We start from the raw sequence: 15,725 nt of genomic DNA on the forward strand, positions 1-15,725 counted from the left end.
CGGTCCGAGCGCGAGGGCAAGGACCGCGCCCCGCCCACCGGCTCCATCCTTCGAGAACCAACACAGACTGTCCGATCAAGTCTCAGCTATCGCACGTCAACAGTCTGTCCGCGTGGCTGCGCGCGGTGGCAGACCAGGCGGCAGCCTGCGGCACCGATCCCCTGGCTTGGCGCCGGGACCTCGTCGGCCTCCAGCGCCGGCTGAACATCCTCTTCGAAGGCGCCATCGGCGCGGTCGCCTGCAGCGCCGCGGTGCCGCCGCCCGGTCCCATGGACCCGGCACACATCGCCGCCGAGCTCTCCGAGCTTCGACGGGGTGTCCGCGCCGTCCTGCTTGGCCGCCGAATGCCGCGCCGGCCTCGGCGCGACGAGGGGGTCAGGCCATGATCATCGGAGCGACGCGGATCCGGAGCCGCTCGGGGCACCACGCATTGGCCGCGCATGTCTGGCGCGGCGCGGGCAATGCGGAGGTCGCCACACTCGCCGGCTGCGAGGCCGATCTGGAGGACATGGTCGAGATGGCCCGCGCCGGCCGGCATCCCTACGCGATCCGGCGTTTCCACATCTCGCCCGGCGAGCCGACCACAGACACGGAAGCCCGCGCGGTCGTCACCGCGCTCGCTGCCGAGTTCGGGTTCGATCCCGAGGGCGCCGTCCTGGTGCGGCATCGCAAACGGCGCCGCGTCAAATACGACCCGATCCTGGGCACCCAGGGATTCGAGGTACACTGGCACCTGATCGTGCCAGAGGTCGACCCAGTCACCGGGCGGGTGCTCGACAGCCGCTGGATGTATCTGCGCCACGAGCTTGTCGCGCGCGGGGCCGAGTTGCGACTGCTGCACCAAGTCACGAAGGGCCGGTTCAACACGGTGGTGCTGGCGGCCTTCGAGGCACGCGATGACGCGCGGTCCGCGCGGCGGCTCCGCGAGGCCGGCATCGAGGAAGGACCTCCGGCATATGCCGCATACACCGCCCGGCAGCGGCGTCGCCTGGAACGTCGCCAGGCCGACCCGCAAGGCGAGGCCCTTGACCTGCCGATGCTGGTGCGCCGGCTCGCGAAGGCCTGGGCGGTGCATGCGCCAAACCCGCCGGCACTGGTGGCCGCGCTGCGGCGCGAGGGTCTGCGCTTGCGGCACCCCGCCGACCCGCCGCCAGCGGAAAGGGACGGTCGGCCGATCGCGCCGCCGCCGACGACGGTTGCGGCGGGCTGGGTGGTGGACGCCTGGGACGGCCGCGCAAAGCAGGCCTACGTGCTCGGCGCCGCGCACATGCTGCTGCGCGAGCCGCGGGCGCGTGTCGCCGAGGCGCTCCGGGCACTCCCGCGGGCAACCAAGGGGGCGGCAAAGCGGAGGCCCGATCCGGCGCCCGATAGCAGTCCCGGCGCCGGTGCCGCCGCCGCTCTTGCGGACACCCAAGGTGATTTGGAAAGCGAGGGAACGAGGCTACCATCCCCGAATACTTCTGGACCGCGCTTCCTGGATAGAGCTGTTCGATAAGCATTATACGCGACGCCGAAAGCATCAACTTCGGCGAGGCTTTGCTTACTGTATGTTGACTTGCATGAATCCAACGCCTCGCGATCTCCTGCATGCCGTTTACCGCCCGCTGGTCGTCTCCGTGCGGCGCTTCGCCGCCACTGACGTGCTCGGGTGGCGGAGCTCGCGTCAGGCCTGCTGCGCACCCACGCGCGCCGCCGCATGTCGGCGATGCCTCCGCCCTCGGCATCGCGCACCCCCAGGGCGCTCGACTGGGCCAAGCCCCTGCCGCCAGAACCGGGCGACGAGCGGGTGTTCTGGGGCTGTGGGCTCTCGGCACTGCTCGGCGCCGCGCTGACGGCCTGCATCTCCCACGCGGCGGGGGCGATGCTGGTGACGGACCTGCCGCAATCATAGGCGCGGAGGCTGATCGGCGGCGAGCGATCCGACGGGCTCTGCTTGAAGGCAGCATGCGCGACGGCAGCGATCACTGGCGTCCATCTCGGGGCGGCCATCCAGGTCACGTCCGGCTCAAGCATCCGTGTATAGGGCCTCAAGGCCGGGGCGGGCTGCCTCGCAGCGGCAGGCCGCGCATGCCGCCGCCAGGCAACTTGCTAGGCCGGCGGCATCGCCGCAGTGCCGGGCACACTGGAAGCCAGGCGGCCTGGTCGGAAGATGCTCGGTGATGGGAAAAGCTAGGGCGCCCGTCGTGTCCCGGACGTGTCCGGCCAGCGACACCCACCCAACGCCCCATCAGCGAGGCGGAGAAATACGCCGAATTTTGAGAGGCTTATGGTGCCGACACCCGGATTTGAACCGGGGACCTACTGATTACGAATCAGTTGCTCTACCGCTGAGCTATGTCGGCCCAAGGTGCCGCGCGGCTATAGCGGCCCGCGCGGCCAGGGGCAACCTCTCCGGCACGCTCTGCCTCGCCAACTGCGGACAAGCTGCTAGAAGCCCAAGGAAATGCCCCGCCGCCTCCTGCTCCTCCTCGCCCTCCTGGCCGCAGGTGGGGCTGGCCTCTGGGCATGGCACAGCCTGCCGCCGCGCCTTCGCGTCGCCATGGCGGCATCCGGTCCAGCCCTCGAGGCGGTTTACGCGACCGGCGCCGTCGAGCCGATACACTGGGCCCGTGTCGGGCCGGCCACCCGCGCCAGACTCACCGATGTGCTGATCGAGGAAGGCGACCGGGTGCGAGAGGGCCAGCCACTCGCCCGGCTGGAGGACCGCCAGGCACGCTCCCTCGCGCTGGAGGCGGAGGCGCGCGCGGCCTTCGCCGAGGAGGAGTTGATCCGCACGCGTGCCCTGGTGACCCGCGATATCGCTGCCCGCGCGACACTCGACCGCGCCGAGCGCGACGCACGCGCCGCCCGGGCCGCGGCCGAGGCCGCCCGGCAGCGTCTGGACGACTACGTCGTGCGCGCACCGACCGGCGGCGTGGTGCTGCGCCGCGACGCGGAGGTCGGCGAGGTCGTCGACACCCCCGCCTCCCTGTTCTGGATCGGCGAACCGAGCCCGCTCCGCATCACGGCGGAAGTGGATGAGGAGGACATCGCGCGGATCGCCATCGGCCAGCGCGTGCTGTTGCGCGCCGATGCCTTCCCCGGCCGCATCCTGGCCGCCGAGGTGGCGCAGATCACGCCGAAGGGGGATACCATCCGCAAGGCCTATCGCGTCCGGCTGAACCTGCCCGAGGATACGCCCCTGATGATCGGCATGACCGTGGAAGCCAACATCGTGCTGCGCGAGACGCCAGATGCCGTGCTGGTGCCACCGACCGCCGTGGTGCTGCCCGGTGCCGCGGCACGTCGCGGTGCCGCCACGCCCGTGCCGCCGCCCGGCGCGCCGCGCCCGGCCGTTGTGTGGGTGGTGGAGAAGGAGACGGCCCGGCGGCGCGAGGTGGAACTCGGCGTGGAGGGCCCGCGCGCAACCGAGGTCCGCCGCAGGCTGGCGGTGGGCGAGGTGGTGATCCTCGACCCTCCCACGGGGCTGCGGGACGGCCAGGCGATCAGGCTGGCGCCATGAACCTGATCCTCGAACTCGCGCGCGGCATGCTGCGCCGGCGCCGGCGGCAGACGCTTGTCTCGGTTTCGGGCGTGGCGCTGGGCGTCGCCTTCTTCATCGCGATCGCGGCGCTGATGCGCGGGTTCCAGACCTATTTCGTCAGCCAGATCATCGATGTCGCGCCGCACATCACCGTGAAGGACGAAGCGCGCATACCGCCCGCCCAGGCCGCCGAGATGGATCTGACCCGGGGTGCGGTGCAGGTGCATGGCGTGAAGCCACGCGACCGCGTTCGCGGCATCCGCGCCGCCGGCGACAAGCTCGCCATGCTGGAGGCGATGGAAGGTGTGGCCGCCGCACCTGTGCTGCAGGGGCAGGCGCTGCTGCGCTACGGCTCGCGCGATGTCTCGGCGGTGATCACCGGCATCGACCCGGCGCGGCATGGCCGCGTCTCCAACATCGAGAAGGACATGGTCGCCGGTCGGCTCGAGGACCTGCGCAGCACGGCCAACGGCATCATCATCGGCGAGGGACTGGCGCACAAGCTCGGCGTGCAGTTCGGCGACACCGTCGTGGCCGTCTCGCCGCAAGGCGTGGTGCTGCCCATGAAGGTCGTCGGGTTGTTCCGCACCGGCATTCAGACGGTGGACCAGTCGCACGGCTTCGCGCTGCTGAAGGTGAACCAGGTCCTGCAGAACCGCCCCAATGTGGTGAACCAGATCCTGGTGCGGCTGGCCGATGTGACGCGCGCAGAGCCGCTCGCCCGCCAGATCGAGGCGCGCTTCGGCGACCGCAGCGAAAGCTGGGAGGAGCAGAACCAGAACATCCTCACCGTCTTCGTGATCCAGAACGCCATCATGTATTCGGTGACCGGCGCGATCCTGCTGGTTGCCGCCTTCGGGATCTACAACATCATCTCGACCGTCGTGTTCGAGAAGACGCGCGACATCGCCATCCTGAAATCGCTCGGCTTCACCGAACGTGACATCCAGCTTCTGTTCCTGGTGCAGGGAATGATCGCCGGCCTGCTCGGCGCGATCGCCGGCTGCCTGCTCGGTGCGCTGATGGTGGAGGCGTTGGCGCAGGTGCGCTTCGACGTGAGCACGCCCTCCGGCAACGACCGCTTCATCCTGGCGCGCGACTGGCGCGTCTATCTCGCCGCCAGCATCTTCGCCGTGCTCGCCGCCGGCATCGCCGCGGTGATCCCGGCACGCCGCGCCAGCCGGCTCGATCCCGTGCAGGTGGTGCGCGGGGCAGCGTGACGGAGCCCCCGCTCCTCGAAGCGCGCAACGTGACCCGCACGCTGCCGGAGGGCGTGACGCTGGTGCGCGACGTCACGCTTTCGATCGGGCGGGGCGAGTTCGTCGCGGTCACCGGGCCGTCCGGCTCGGGCAAATCGTCGCTGCTCTACCTGCTCGGCCTGCTCGACCGCCCAACCAGCGGCGAGGTGCTGCTGGAGGGGCGTGACACGGCGCGGCTCTCGGGCGCGGAGATGGCGGCGCTGCGCCTGGCGCGGCTCGGCTTCGTGTTCCAGTTCCACTTCCTGCTGCCGGAGTTCACCGCGATGGACAACGTGCTGATCCCGATCCGCCGGCTGGGGCGGCTGCGCGATGCCGCGGCGCGCAAGCGGGCGCTGCATCTGCTGGACCTGCTCGGCCTGGCGGAGGCGGCGAGCAAGCTGCCGGAGCAGCTCTCCGGCGGCATGCGGCAGCGTGTCGCGATTGCGCGTGCGCTGGCCAACGATCCGGCGCTGCTGCTCGCCGACGAGCCGACCGGCAATCTGGACACCAGGAATGCCGCCGCCGTGTTCGATGCCTTCGCGCGTCTGGTGGCCGAGGAAGGCCGGACGGTGATCGTCGTCACGCATGATCCGGACCTCGCTGCGCGGACCACGCGACGGGTGCATCTGGTGGATGGCCGCATCGTGTCGGATGCGCCGATGCGGGCCGGGCAACATCCGGGCAACACCTCATCGTGAAACTCCGCCGGGCCCGTCACCTCGATCGAGCGTGACCTGATTGTGGCGAAAAATGGGCGACAATCGGGCGATGACTATGGCAGGATCATGGCGAACGTAACCGGAGGCCCGCGCGTGCTCATTGTCCTTTGCCTGTTGGCAGGCTTCGCGGCGCTGGCCGGGCTTTCGAGCGCGGTGGCGGTGCTGCTCTTCGGGCTCGGCGTCGCGGGCCTGCTGGCGTCGCTGGGGTTCGGCGTCGTGGCGCTGGGCGCCAGCCTCGGCGCGGCCTTCCTCGCCTTCGGCGGCCGCCCCGCCTGAGCGGGAGCGCGCGCGTCACGGCAGCAGGATCCTGAGCGGCCCCGCCGCGTCGCTCACCTCGGCCGGCAACAGCCCGGCCGGATCACCGTCGGTCTGCACCGGCACCACGCCTTCCGCCGAAAGGCGGATGTGGTGGGCAGGCAGGATCTCCACCCCTGGCAGGCGCGGGATCAGGCCGAGCGGCAGCGCCGCGGCCGCCAGCGCGGCCCGCAACATGCCGGGGTGCCGGAACAGCACCACCTGGAAGCCGGGATCTGCCGGGCGCGCGGCCGGCGCCACGCAGTAGCGCCCGGCATAGAGCCGCCCCTTGGTGACGATCACGCTCGCCGCCGGTCCGGAGGCTCCATCCAGTTCGGCGGTGATAGGCGCGAACGGGTAGCGCGGCAGTTCCCGCAACGACTGCCAGACATAGGCGGCACGCCCGATCCGCCGCTTCAACGCCAGATCGAGCCGCGCCACCACCATGGCGTCGAAGCCCGCGCCCAGCATCTGCACGAACAGCCGCTGCCGCCCATCGGCGAAGCGCGCCAGGCCCGGATACAATACAGCCGGCCGCCCCGCCGCCAGCGCCGCCGCCGCCCGCTCGGGCGAGGCCGGCACGCCGAGCTCCCAGGCCAGGACATTCGCGGTGCCGAGCGGCAGCACGCCGAGCATGGAGCCGCTGCCGGCAAGTCCCGAGGCGACCTCGGCGATCGTGCCGTCGCCGCCCGCAGCCACCACCACCGGCACGCCGCGCAGCGCCGCCTCGCGCGCCAGCGTCTCGGCATCGCCGGGGCCGCGCGTCTCGGCAAGGTCGGGGCGCACGCCGCGCGCCAGCAGGGCGGCGAGCGCGCGTGCCAGGCGGCGACGGCGGCCGGCACCGGCCGCAGGGTTGAAGACGATCAGCACGTCCGCCGCGTAGCGCCGTCACATGACGATTCGCGGACGCCTCGCTGACGGCTGCGTGACATGCACCCGGCGCAGCACTCCACAGGGCTGGGCGCGTGCGACGTCACTCAAGATTCACGTCACATCGCCCAAGGCGGCGGCTACAGCGCGCCAACGCAACGGAAGCTTCCGCGTCGCGTTGGCGGCACGGATGCGGGAGCCGGACAGGCATGCACAGCACCGAGCCCAAACGCCGCTACCGCACCGTGTTCCTCTCCGACATCCATCTCGGAACGCGCGGCTGCCGCAGCGACTTCCTGGTGGATTTCCTCCGCCGCACCGAATGCGAGCGCCTGTTCCTGGTCGGCGACATCGTGGATGGCTGGCGCCTGCGCAAATCCTGGTACTGGGACGCCGGCCATGACGAGGTGATCCGCCTGCTGCTGCGCGCCGCGCGGAGCGGAACCGAGGTGACCTACATCCCCGGCAACCACGACGAAGCGCTGCGCGACTGGCTCGGCATGGAGATCGCCGGCGTCCGCTTGGTGAACGAGGCGGTGCACATCGCCGCCGATGGTCGCAGATACCTCGTCATCCATGGCGACCAGTTCGACAGCGTGGTGCGTTACGCCAAGTTCCTCGCCCATCTCGGCGACTGGGCCTATGACTGGGCACTGACCGCCAACCACTGGTTCAACGTCGCGCGGCGCCGATTCGGCTATCCCTACTGGTCCCTCTCGCAATGGCTGAAGCGGCAGGTGAAGGAGGCCGTGAAAGCGATCGACCGGTTCGAGACCGCGCTGGCGCAGGAAGCCCGCCGCCGCGGACTGGACGGCGTGGTCTGCGGCCATATCCACCACGCCGAGATGCGCAGCGTGCAGGGCGTGCTCTACATGAACGACGGCGACTGGGTGGAGAGTTGCACCGCGCTGGTCGAGCACGCCGATGGCAGGTTCGAGCTGGTGGACTGGGCGCGCGAAAACCGCCTCTCCTTCTTCCGCACCGAACCCGCGACGGTGCCCGCGGCGGCGTGAGGCGGAAGGAACGGCATTGGACAGCGTATCGGACTGGGGGATGGGCGCGCTCGATCCCGGAGCGGAGATGGCGGGCGCTGCCGGTGCCTCGCGCCGCATCCTGATCGTCAGCGATGCCTGGCACCCGCAGGTGAACGGGGTGGTGCGCACGCTCGACACCGTGACGCGCGAGCTGCGCGCGCTGGGCGACACGGTGGAGGTGATCGGGCCGGACCGCTTCGCCTCGATGCCCATGCCGGGCTATCGCGAGATCCGCCTGGCGCTGGCGCCGAAGCGCGCGCTGGCGCGGATGGCAGAGGCCTTCGCCCCCGATGCCGTGCACATCTCGACCGAGGGGCCGCTCGGCTGGGCGATGCGCGCGATCTGCCTGAAACGCGGCTGGCGCTTCACCACCTCCTTCCACACCCGCTTCGCGGAATACCTGCACGCCCGCACGCGCATCCCGACCGCCTGGTCCTGGGCCATGCTGCGCCGCTTCCACGCCGCCGGCGCCGGCACCTTCTGCGCCACGCCCTCCCTGGCGCGGGAGCTGGCCGGGCGCGGCTTCGCCCGCGTGATGCCCTGGTCGCGCGGCGTGGACCTGGCGCGCTTCCGGCCGGAGGCGGCGGGCCACGGCGAGGCGGAAGCGTGGGAGGGGCTGCCGCGCCCGATCTTCCTTTGCGCCGGTCGCGTCGCCGTGGAGAAGAACATCGAGGCCTTCCTCGCCCTCGACCTGCCGGGCAGCAAGGTGGTGGTCGGCGATGGTCCGCAGCGCGCGGCGCTGATGCGCCGCTTTCCCGGCGCGCATTTCACCGGCTGGCGGGAGAACGGGGCGCTGGCGCGCGCCTATGCGCGGGCGGATGTCTTCGTCTTCCCCTCCCGCACCGACACCTTCGGCCTGGTGCTGCTGGAGGCGCTGGCCAGCGGCACGCCGGTGGCCGCCTATCCGGTCACCGGGCCGCTCGACGTCATCGGTGATGCGCCCGTGGGCGCGCTGGACGTGGATCTGCGCGCCGCCTGCCTCCGTGCGCTGGAGGCGGACCGCGCGCTCTGCCGCACGCATGCCGAGCGCTTCTCCTGGGCCGCCTGCGCGCAGCGCTTCCGCGACAGCCTGGTGCTGATCGGTCGGTGAAATTTCCGGTCGGCGCGCGCCCGTGCTAGGGGCGGCGGCATGATACGCTGCCCCGCCGCCCGGGAAAGATGCGCAAGCTGATCCGCCACCCCGCCATGCAGGCGGGCCTTGCACGCATCCTCGGCGCCTACATCGCCTCGGTGGCTCGCACGACGCGCTGGCGCCTTCTTGGCGGCGACGACGCGCTGGCCGAGGTCGCGGCCGGCCGGCCGCTGATCCTCGCCTTCTGGCACGAGCGGCTGCCGATGGTCCCGAAACTGATGAAGCTCGCCGTCGCGCGGGAGCCGGCGGTGGCACGGCTGGTGCCGCATGTGCTGGTCAGCCAGCACCGGGACGGGCGCTTCATCGGCGCGGCGGTCGGCCGCTTCGGCTTCCGGATGGTCTATGGCTCCTCCCGCCGCGGCGGCGGGCAGGCGATGATCGAGATGGTGCACATCCTGCGCGGCGGCCATCCGGTGGCGATCACCCCGGACGGCCCGCGCGGGCCGCGTCGCCAGGCGGCGCCAGGGGTGGCGCAGCTCGCCGCCCTTTCCGGCGCAGCGGTGGTGCCGGTCGGCGCCGCGACAAGCCGTCACCGCATCCTGCCGAGCTGGGACCGGATGATGCTGCCGTTGCCCTTCGGCCGCGGCGTGATCGCCTGCGGTCCGCTGGTCCGGGTGCCGCGCGACGGCGCGGAGGCGGCGCTGCCGGCCATCGCGGCGGCGCTCGACGCCGCCTGCGCCGAGGCGGATGCGGCGGTGGGGATCGGGCGGTGAGGATCGGGCGTTGACCCTGGGGCCGGTCGTCTGGCGGATTGGGGCGACGCTGGTCGCCCCGGCGCTGGCGCCCTATCTCCGGGCCCGCACGCGCCGCGGCAAGGAGATCGCCAGCCGGCTGCACGAACGCCGAGGCGAGGGCGCCGCGCGCCAGCCCGGCCCGCTCTTCTGGCTGCATGCCGCCAGCGTGGGGGAGTCGCTCTCGGCGCTACCGGTGCTGGAGGCGATGGCGGAGCGCCACGCGGCGCTGCGCTTTCTCGTCACCACCGGCACCGTCACGGCGGCGGAGCTGCTGGGGCAGCGCATCCCGCCCTGGCTGGCGCCGCGCGTCGCGCATCGCTTCTCCCCGCTCGACGTGCCGGCCTGGGTCGGGCGCTTCCTGCGCGACTGGCGGCCCGATGCCGGCGCCTTCGTCGAAAGCGAGCTCTGGCCGAACCTGCTCGCCGCGGCGCGGCAACGGGGCCTCGGGCTCGCCCTGGTCAATGCCCGGATGAGCGCGCGCAGCGCCCGCCGCTGGCAGCGCGCGCCGGGGCTGGCGCGGGCGGCGCTCGATGCCTTCGGCCTGGTGCTGGCGCGGTCGCCCGCGGATGCGGAACGGCTGGCAGCGCTTGGGGCGAGCGATGTTCGCTGCTGGGGCGACCTGAAGATGGCGGCGCCCCCGCTGCCGGCCGATCCCGCCGCCCTGGCCCAGCTGCGGGAGGCGATCGGGCAGCGCCCGGTCTTCCTCGCCGCCTCCACCCATCCGGGGGAGGAAGCGGACGCGATCGCCGCACACCGGGCCCTGGCGCCGGCCCTGGGCGGGCTGCTGACGGTGATCGCCCCGCGTCACCCGGCGCGCGGCCCGGAGATCGCTGCCGCGGCGGAGGCGGCCGGCCTGCCCGCCGCGCGGCGCAGCGCCGGCGCTGCGCCGGGGCGAGAGATCGCAATCTATGTCGCGGACACGCTGGGCGAACTCGGCCTGTTCTACCGGCTGGCGGGCGCGGCACTGATCGGCGGCTCGCTGGTGCCGCATGGCGGGCAGAACCCGCTGGAGGCCGCCCGGCTCGGCTGCCCGGTTCTGTTCGGCCCGCACATGGAGAATTTCGAGGAGCCGCGGGCGCGACTGCTGGCCGCCGGCGGGGCACTGGCGCTGGAGGCGCCCGCGGCGCTGGCGCCGGCGCTGCGCGACGTGCTATCGGACCGTGACCGTGCGCGGAGCCTGGCCGAGGCCGCCGCCACGGTCGCCGACGGCCATGCCGGCCTGCCGGGGCGGGTGGCCGAGGCGCTGCTGGGCCTGCTGCCGCCGGATGGCCCGGCGGAGACGCCTCTAGGGCGCAGGGCGGGTCCCTGAACGAACGAGGGCTGATGCGAGCACCCGGCTTCTGGGTGGGTGGCAGCGGTGGGGTCGCGCCCCTGCTCCTTTCCCCCTTCTCCGCACTCTACGCCGGCGCCACCGCGCGCCGCATGCGGCGCTCCGGCTGGCGGGCGCCCGTGCCGGTGATCTGCTGCGGCAACGCCACGGCCGGAGGCGCCGGCAAGACCACGGTGGCGCTGGATCTCGGGCGGCGGCTGGCCGATCGCGGCATCGCCTCGCATTTCCTGCTGCGCGGCTATGGCGGCAGCCTGAAGGGCCCGGCGCGCGTGGACCCGGACAAGCACGACAGCACGCAGGTCGGTGACGAGGCGCTGCTGCTGGCCGAGGTGCGCCCCACCTGGGTCTCGGCCGACCGCGGCGCCGGCGGCATGGCGGCAGTGGCCAGCGGCGCGCAGGCCATCGTGATGGATGACGGGCTGCAGAACCCGACGCTCGAGAAGGACCTCTCGCTGCTGGTGGTGGATGGCAGCTTCGGCTTCGGCAATGGCCGCGTGATCCCGGCTGGGCCGTTGCGCGAGCCGGTGGCCGCCGCCGCCGCGCGCTGCCAGGCGGCGGTGCTGGTCGGCCCCGACGAATGCGGCGCGCTGGACCAGTTGCCGAAGAGCCTGCCGGTGCTGCGCGCGAAGCTGGTGGCCGGGCCGGAGGCCGCGATGCTCGCCGGCCAGCCGGTCTTCGCCTTCTGCGGCCTGGCGAATCCGGCCAAGTTCTTCGCCACGCTGCAGGAGGCCGGGACGGTGCTGGCCGGCCGCGAGGCCTTCGCCGACCACTACCCCTATGACGAGGGCGACCTGAAGGACCTGCTGGCCCAGGCGGAGGCGCTGCGCGCCGTGCCGGTCACCACCAAGAAGGACTTCGTCCGGATCCCGCACCAGTTCCGGTCCCGCGTCACCGTGGTGACGGTGGGCCTCGCCTGGGAGGAGCCGGCCTCCATCGAGAGCCTGCTCGACCCGCTTGCCGCGCGCGTGCCGATCCCGGCGTAGCGCCCCGTCAAGCATTGCGACATGGCCGGTCCGGCATGCCGGGCGGGAGTGTCGCCAGGCTTGATGAGGATTGCGCTCACCGCGGCCCGATGGCGCGGTGCCGACCAGGACGCAGCGATCTTTCCTCGACCTGCTCGCCGGCGGACCCTGCCGGCGCAACCGATCACGTGCAGATGACTATACCGGCCGGACGGTTCATCCCTTGACGAACCGTCCGGCCGGTATAGTTGCTGGGCATGACCGACGGGATAGCAACGAACCCCACCCCGGACGCGCGCACCCGCGTGCTCGACGCCGCCGAGGCGATCGTGCAGGCGCGCGGCGTCGCCGGCCTGACGCTGGAGGCGGCAGCCCGCGATGCCGGCGTCTCCAAGGGCGGCCTGCTCTACCACTTCGCCTCGAAGGAGGCGCTGCTCGACGCCCTGCTGCGCCGCCTGGCGGAGTTCATGGAGCGGGAGTACCGCGCCTGCGTCGAGGCGCAGCGCCCCGGCCCCGGCCAGGTGGCGCGGGCGATGCTGGAATGGGGCTTCGGCGCCGGCGAGCATGCCTGCAACGAGCGCCATGACCGCGCCGCCGCGGTGTTCCTCGCCGCCTTCCATCACGACCCGGCACTGCTCGACCCGATCCGCGAGGTGATCGCCCGCATGCGCCGGGACATCGCGGCGGATGGCCTGCCGCCGGGCCATGGCGACGCGATCAATGCCGCCGGGGACGGCATGTTCATGGCCCGCATCTTCCGCCTCTACAGGCCGAGCGAGGCCGAGCGGCTGGCCATGCGCCACGCCCTCGCGCGGCTGCTGGACGCCTCCGGGTGACGCGCGGCATCCGTCTCCTGCTCGGCGCGACCCTGCTCGCCGCGGCGGCCGGCGCAGGCTTCCTGTGGACGCGCCCCGGCGAGGCCGAGCGCAGGGCGCCGCCTGCCGTCGCGGCCGAGCCGGTCGGCGTCGGCGCGCTGGGACGGGTGGAGCCCGCCTCCCGCATCCGCCGCCTCGCGCCCGGCCCGGGGCAGGAGGGCGCACGCGTCGCGCGGCTGCTGGCGGAAGAGGGCGACCGCGTGGAGGAGGGCCAGGTGCTGGCCGAGTTCAGCGACGCTGCCCTGAAGGACGCGGCGCTGCGCCAGGCCGAGGCGCAGCTCGCCCAGGCACGCGCGCGGCTGGAGCGCACCCGCGCCGCCGGCCGGCCCTCCGAGGTCACCGCCCAGCGCGCCCGTATCGAGGCGCTGCGCGCAGCGGAAGGCAGCGCCAGCCGCGAGGCCGAGCGGGCCGAGCGCCTGGAACGCACCGGCGCCGGCGCCGAGGCGGTGGCCGAGCGCGCGCGCTTCGCCGCCATCCGCGCCCGCGCCGAGCGCGCCGAGGCGGAAGCTGTGCTGGAAACCCTGCTGCGCCCACGCCCGGAGGATCTCGCCCTCACCGAGGCCGAGCTTACCGCGGCCGAGGCGGCGCTGGCCCGCGCGCGGGCGGAAGCCGAACTCGCCAGGCTGCGGGCCCCGATCGCCGGCACAATCATCCGCGTGATCACCCGCGCCGGCGAGCGCGTCGGTGCCGAGGGCGTGCTGGAGGTCGCCGACCTCAGCCGCATGGAAGTGGTGGCCGAGGTGTACGAGACCGACCTCCCCAGCCTGCGCCTCGGCGCCCCGGCTGAGGTGGTGGTGCCCGGCGGGGCCGATCGCTTTCCCGCGACGCTCCGCGAGATCGGCTGGCAGGTGCGGCGCACCACCCAGGCCAACACCGACCCGGTTGCCGCGGTGGATGCGCGCACCATCGAGGTGCGGCTCGTGCTGCCGCCGGATGCTGGGCAGGCGCTCGCGCGGCGGTCCAACATGCAGGTGCAGGTGGCGATCCGGCCATGAACGAGCTGGCGCCGCCTGCGAAGCTGCTGCCCTGGGCGCCGGAACGAACCGGCGAGGCGCCGCATTCGCTGCCCCCCGCACGTCGCGGGCCGGGCTTTGCCGCCTCCACCTGGCTGGCCGTGCGGCTTGCCTGGCGGCAGCTACGCTCGGAGAAGGCGCGGCTCGCCTCGGCGATCGCGGGCGTGTTGTTCGCCTGCGTGCTGGTGTTCATGCAGTTGGGCTTCCGCGGCGCGCTGTTCGAGAGCGCGACCAACCTGATCGGCGCGATGCGCGGCGACCTGTTCCTGATGCATCCGCTGACGCTGGCAAGCTTCCGGCCGGAGCCGCTGCCGCGCGTGCGCGCGCAGCAGGCCCTCGCCCTGCCGGAGGTGGAGCGCGCCGTGCCGGTCTATCTGGCGCAGGCGACCTGGCGGAATCCGGAGAGCGGCACGCGGCGCACCATCCAGCTCATCGGCGTGGACGTCGCCGCCGGCGTGCTGGACTTCCCGGGCCTCGCGCCGCTGGTGGACCGGCTGAAGCGCGCCGACACGCTTGCCTTCGATGTCCGCTCGCGCCCCGAATTCGGCCCCGTCGCGACGCTGCTGGAGCAGCGCGGCACGATCGAGGCGGAGGTCGGCAACCGCCGCATGGAGGTGGTCGGCCTGATCGAGATCGGCCCCTCCTTCGGCGCCGATGGCAACGTCGTGCTGTCGGAGGTGAACTTCCGCCGCGTGGTGAAGGAGCGGCAGGTGGCCGCGGTGGACCTGGTCGCGATCCGGTTGCGCCCCGGCAGCGACATCCTGGCGACGCAGCAGCGCCTGCGCGAGCTGCTGCCGCGCGACGTCATGGTGCTGACCCAGGCCGAGCTGCGCGCGCATGAGCGCCGCTACTGGGAGGAGGCGACGCCGATCGGCTTCATCTTCGCCTTCGGCAGCCTGATGGGCCTCGTGGTCGGGATGGTGATCGTCTACCAGATCCTGTTCAGCGACATCGCGAGCCATCTGAAGGAATACGCCACGCTGAAGGCGATGGGCTATTCCGGCTTCTATCTCTCCCGCGTCGTGCTCGGCGCCGCGCTGATCCTGGCGGTGACCGGCTTCATCCCCGGATTGGCGCTGTCCTTCTTCCTCTATGACCTCGTCGGCAGCGCCACCTTCCTGCCGCTCCGGCTCGACCTCGCGATGGGTCTCTCGGTCTTCGCGATGATCTTCGGGATGTGCGCGGTGGCGGGACTGCTTGCGGTGCGCAAGCTGCGGGATGCCAATCCGGCGGACATGTTCTGATGGAGCCGGTGCTTCTCCGCCGCGTCACCTACGCGTACGGCGAAGGCGAGCTCCGCCGCCCGGTTCTTCGCGCCGTGGACCTCACCGTCCGCGAAGGCGAGATCGTGCTGCTCACCGGTCCCTCGGGCAGCGGCAAGACGACGCTGCTCACCCTGATCGGCGCGCTGCGCGCCATGCAGGAGGGCAGCGCCCGCGTGCTCGGCGAGGAGCTGAACGGCGCCGCCGAGGCCGCGCGTGTCGATCTGCGCCGGCGCATCGGCTTCATCTTCCAGAACCATAACCTGCTCGGCTTCCTGACCGCCCGGCAGAACGTGGCGATGGCGCTGGAGCAGGATGGCAGCCTTGCCGAGCGTGCGCGCCTCGCCCGCGCCGGCGAGTTGCTGGCCGCGGTCGGCCTCGCCGGGCACGAGGACCGCATTCCTGCAAGGCTCTCCGGTGGCCAGCGCCAGCGCGTCTCCGTCGCTCGCGCACTCGCCGCCGATCCAGGGCTGGTTCTGGCGGACGAGCCGACCGCGGCACTCGACAAGGCCAGCGGGCACGAGGTGGTGCAATTGCTGCGCAACCTGGCGAAGTCGCGCGGCGTGCCAATCCTGCTCGTCACGCACGACCCGCGCATCCTCGACATCGCCGACCGCATCGTCGCGATGGAGGATGGCCGGATCGTCGCGCAGGAGCAGGCCAGCGGCGCCGCGGCGGCTTGAGCACGGCGGAGACTTGAGCCGCGCGCCCCCGGCTGCGAAGCTTGCCGGCGCACAGG

At 72.6% G+C, this 15,725-nt stretch carries 16 protein-coding genes and 1 tRNA gene; 15 read left to right on the forward strand and 2 right to left on the reverse strand.

The features are described 5' to 3' along the window. The first annotated feature begins 508 nt into the window (after positions 1-508). Entirely contained in the window at positions 509-1,495 is a 987-nt protein-coding gene (locus ACESM1_RS21080; protein ID WP_372623177.1) for a hypothetical protein, read from the forward strand. Positions 1,496-1,705: 210 nt separating this feature from the next. After that, complete coding sequence (locus ACESM1_RS21085; RefSeq protein ID WP_372623178.1) at positions 1,706-1,891, forward strand: D-glutamate cyclase family protein; 186 nt, start codon at positions 1,706-1,708, stop codon at positions 1,889-1,891. A gap of 376 nt (positions 1,892-2,267) precedes the next feature. Here ACESM1_RS21085 and ACESM1_RS21090 read toward each other — a convergent pair. Then, positions 2,268-2,342: transfer RNA gene (locus ACESM1_RS21090), tRNA-Thr, on the reverse strand. A 101-nt stretch (positions 2,343-2,443) separates the two neighbouring features. Between ACESM1_RS21090 and ACESM1_RS21095 the strand changes: the two genes are divergently transcribed. From ACESM1_RS21095 to ACESM1_RS21110, 4 genes are all read left to right on the forward strand, one after another. Continuing rightward, the gene (locus ACESM1_RS21095) at positions 2,444-3,502 is read left to right on the forward strand and encodes an efflux RND transporter periplasmic adaptor subunit (protein WP_372623179.1); all 1,059 of its coding nucleotides are present in this window, start codon (positions 2,444-2,446) and stop codon (positions 3,500-3,502) included. Further along, a complete protein-coding gene (locus ACESM1_RS21100) occupies positions 3,499-4,743 on the forward strand; it encodes an ABC transporter permease (RefSeq protein WP_372623180.1) in 1,245 nt (414 codons plus the stop codon). Before ACESM1_RS21095 ends, ACESM1_RS21100 begins: the two co-directional genes overlap by 4 nt. Beyond that, a complete protein-coding gene (locus tag ACESM1_RS21105) occupies positions 4,740-5,459 on the forward strand; it encodes an ABC transporter ATP-binding protein (RefSeq protein WP_372623181.1) in 720 nt (239 codons plus the stop codon). The genes ACESM1_RS21100 and ACESM1_RS21105 overlap by 4 nt, the downstream gene beginning before the upstream one ends. A gap of 114 nt (positions 5,460-5,573) precedes the next feature. After that, complete coding sequence (locus tag ACESM1_RS21110) at positions 5,574-5,756, forward strand: hypothetical protein (protein ID WP_372623182.1); 183 nt, start codon at positions 5,574-5,576, stop codon at positions 5,754-5,756. Positions 5,757-5,771: 15 nt separating this feature from the next. Here ACESM1_RS21110 and ACESM1_RS21115 read toward each other — a convergent pair whose 3' ends face one another. Further along, on the reverse strand, positions 5,772-6,644 hold the full coding sequence (locus tag ACESM1_RS21115; RefSeq protein WP_372623183.1) for a diacylglycerol/lipid kinase family protein: 873 nt from the start codon (positions 6,642-6,644) through the stop codon (positions 5,772-5,774). 209 nt (positions 6,645-6,853) lie between these two features. Between ACESM1_RS21115 and ACESM1_RS21120 the strand changes: the two genes are divergently transcribed. The 9 genes from ACESM1_RS21120 (at position 6,854) to ACESM1_RS21160 (ending at position 15,669) form a co-directional block, all read left to right on the forward strand. Beyond that, positions 6,854-7,657 carry a UDP-2,3-diacylglucosamine diphosphatase gene (locus ACESM1_RS21120; RefSeq protein WP_372623184.1) on the forward strand — a complete coding sequence of 268 codons (804 nt, stop codon included), beginning with the start codon at positions 6,854-6,856 and terminating at the stop codon, positions 7,655-7,657. A gap of 67 nt (positions 7,658-7,724) precedes the next feature. Further along, the gene (locus tag ACESM1_RS21125; protein ID WP_372623248.1) at positions 7,725-8,768 is read left to right on the forward strand and encodes a glycosyltransferase family 4 protein; all 1,044 of its coding nucleotides are present in this window, start codon (positions 7,725-7,727) and stop codon (positions 8,766-8,768) included. Between the two features lie 68 nt (positions 8,769-8,836). Continuing rightward, a complete protein-coding gene (locus ACESM1_RS21130) occupies positions 8,837-9,523 on the forward strand; it encodes a lysophospholipid acyltransferase family protein (protein ID WP_372623185.1) in 687 nt (228 codons plus the stop codon). A 10-nt stretch (positions 9,524-9,533) separates the two neighbouring features. Next, a complete protein-coding gene (locus tag ACESM1_RS21135) occupies positions 9,534-10,853 on the forward strand; it encodes a 3-deoxy-D-manno-octulosonic acid transferase (protein ID WP_372623186.1) in 1,320 nt (439 codons plus the stop codon). Positions 10,854-10,867: 14 nt separating this feature from the next. Next, complete coding sequence (gene lpxK / locus ACESM1_RS21140; protein WP_372623187.1) at positions 10,868-11,857, forward strand: tetraacyldisaccharide 4'-kinase; 990 nt, start codon at positions 10,868-10,870, stop codon at positions 11,855-11,857. 236 nt (positions 11,858-12,093) lie between these two features. Beyond that, positions 12,094-12,672, forward strand: a complete 579-nt coding sequence (locus tag ACESM1_RS21145; RefSeq protein ID WP_372623188.1) for a TetR/AcrR family transcriptional regulator — start codon at positions 12,094-12,096, stop codon at positions 12,670-12,672. Then, positions 12,669-13,706 carry an efflux RND transporter periplasmic adaptor subunit gene (locus tag ACESM1_RS21150; protein WP_372623189.1) on the forward strand — a complete coding sequence of 346 codons (1,038 nt, stop codon included), beginning with the start codon at positions 12,669-12,671 and terminating at the stop codon, positions 13,704-13,706. The genes ACESM1_RS21145 and ACESM1_RS21150 overlap by 4 nt, the downstream gene beginning before the upstream one ends. After that, positions 13,703-14,968 (forward strand): ABC transporter permease DevC, encoded by a 1,266-nt coding sequence (gene devC, locus ACESM1_RS21155; RefSeq protein WP_372623190.1) that lies wholly within the window; start codon positions 13,703-13,705, stop codon positions 14,966-14,968. Before ACESM1_RS21150 ends, devC begins: the two co-directional genes overlap by 4 nt. After that, positions 14,968-15,669 carry an ATP-binding cassette domain-containing protein gene (locus tag ACESM1_RS21160; RefSeq protein ID WP_372623191.1) on the forward strand — a complete coding sequence of 234 codons (702 nt, stop codon included), beginning with the start codon at positions 14,968-14,970 and terminating at the stop codon, positions 15,667-15,669. Before devC ends, ACESM1_RS21160 begins: the two co-directional genes overlap by 1 nt. The last annotated feature ends 56 nt before the right edge of the window (positions 15,670-15,725 follow it).

This window comes from Falsiroseomonas sp. (assembly GCF_041690465.1).
Classification (GTDB): Bacteria; Pseudomonadota; Alphaproteobacteria; order Acetobacterales; family Acetobacteraceae; genus Falsiroseomonas.